Origin of the sequence: Mesorhizobium sp. M4B.F.Ca.ET.017.02.2.1, from assembly GCF_003998955.1 — a bacterium.
GTDB classification, from domain to species: domain Bacteria; phylum Pseudomonadota; class Alphaproteobacteria; order Rhizobiales; family Rhizobiaceae; genus Mesorhizobium; species Mesorhizobium abyssinicae.
The window spans coordinates 1-1,258 of sequence record NZ_RZOF01000618.1 but is presented as its reverse complement, the minus strand read 5'-3'; the positions used below and the strand labels follow the sequence as shown (position 1 = coordinate 1,258).

Sequence of the window (1,258 nt, the reverse complement as noted above, 5' to 3'; positions counted from 1 at the left end):
CGCTTGCCCGCATGATCCTGGCGCTGGACAAATCGACCTCGGGGACGATCCGCTTCAGCGGAGAGACCATCACCGGCAGGAGCGAGGCGGAGCTGAAGCCGGCGCGGCGCGACATGCAGGTCGTGTTCCAGGACCCCTACGGCTCCTTCGATCCGCGCCAGAAGGTCGAGAAGCTGGTCGCCGAGCCGCTGCACGTGCTGGACAAGACACCGGCCAATGCCGAGCGGCGCGAGCTGGTGGCGCATGCGCTGCACGAGGTGGGCCTCGGGCCGCGCGACATGGACAAATATCCGCATGAATTCTCGGGCGGCCAGCGCCAGCGCCTGTCGATCGCGCGCGCCATCATCACCCGTCCCAAGCTGGTCGTCGCCGACGAGCCGGTCTCGGCGCTCGACGTCTCGATCCGCGCCCAGATCCTCGACCTGTTCGCCGAGCTCAACCAGAAGCTCGGCATCGCCTACCTGTTCATCACCCACGACCTGACCGTCGCCCGCGCCATCACAGACGAGGTGCTGGTCATGCATGAGGGCAGGATCGTCGAGCGCGGCAAGACCGGCGCGGTACTCGATCATCCGCAATCCGAGGCGGCCAGGGCGCTGGTGAGAGCCGCGCCCGATTTGCACCGGGCGATCGCACGGAGACTACAGGAACAAGGGTAAACAGCGAGCCTGCCGGCCGCTATCGAAACCGGCTATTCCTGCGGCTTCACAACATCGACCGGGCTGATGTCGAGCAGGTCGAGCGTGCGGCGCAGCAGCCTGACCTCGTTTTCGGCCAGCTTCGAATCGGCCTTGGCGATCTCGGCCATGTGCTGGGCGAGCAGCTTGCGCCGCTCGACGTCGAGGTCGCGGAACAGCGCTATCGCCTGCGAGCCGTTGGTCTCGTAGCCGAAGTCGTTGAGATATTCGATGACGCTGTCGATGCTCGTCTCGGGAATGCCGAACGCCTCCTTGCAGATGCGCCGGAAGGCGACCATCTCGCTCTCCGAGACGGACCCGTCGGCCAGGATCATGCGGAACAGCATCAACAGTTCCGCCGACAGGACCGGATCGTCCGCGACCTTGCGCACGCCGGGATCGCCGTCGAAGATCGAGCGTATCTGATCGAGCAGTGCCATCGCCATCGGCCTCCCCTTTGCGATTCCGTCGCAGATAGTTAGCGCGGAATCAGCCTTGCGCAAACGGGGTTGGCATGGTCGAAGCGCGCATATCGTCCCGCCGCAAGACCCATAGCCCCGATGATCGATCTTAGCATACAG

Annotated in this window: 2 protein-coding genes; one reads left to right on the top strand and one right to left on the bottom strand. The window is 64.9% G+C overall.

Annotated elements, in window-relative coordinates; all coding sequences use genetic code 11:
• Window positions 1-659, top strand: a 659-nt coding sequence (locus EN738_RS34365; protein ID WP_127287369.1) for an ATP-binding cassette domain-containing protein, incomplete at its 5' end; no start/stop codon positions are given.
• A 32-nt stretch (window positions 660-691) separates the two neighbouring features.
• Here the strand turns inward: EN738_RS34365 and EN738_RS34360 are convergent.
• Window positions 692-1,123: a TerB family tellurite resistance protein gene (locus EN738_RS34360; RefSeq protein ID WP_127287368.1), complete on the bottom strand. Its 432-nt coding sequence runs from the start codon at window positions 1,121-1,123 to the stop codon at window positions 692-694.
• Between the last annotated feature and the right edge of the window lie 135 nt (window positions 1,124-1,258).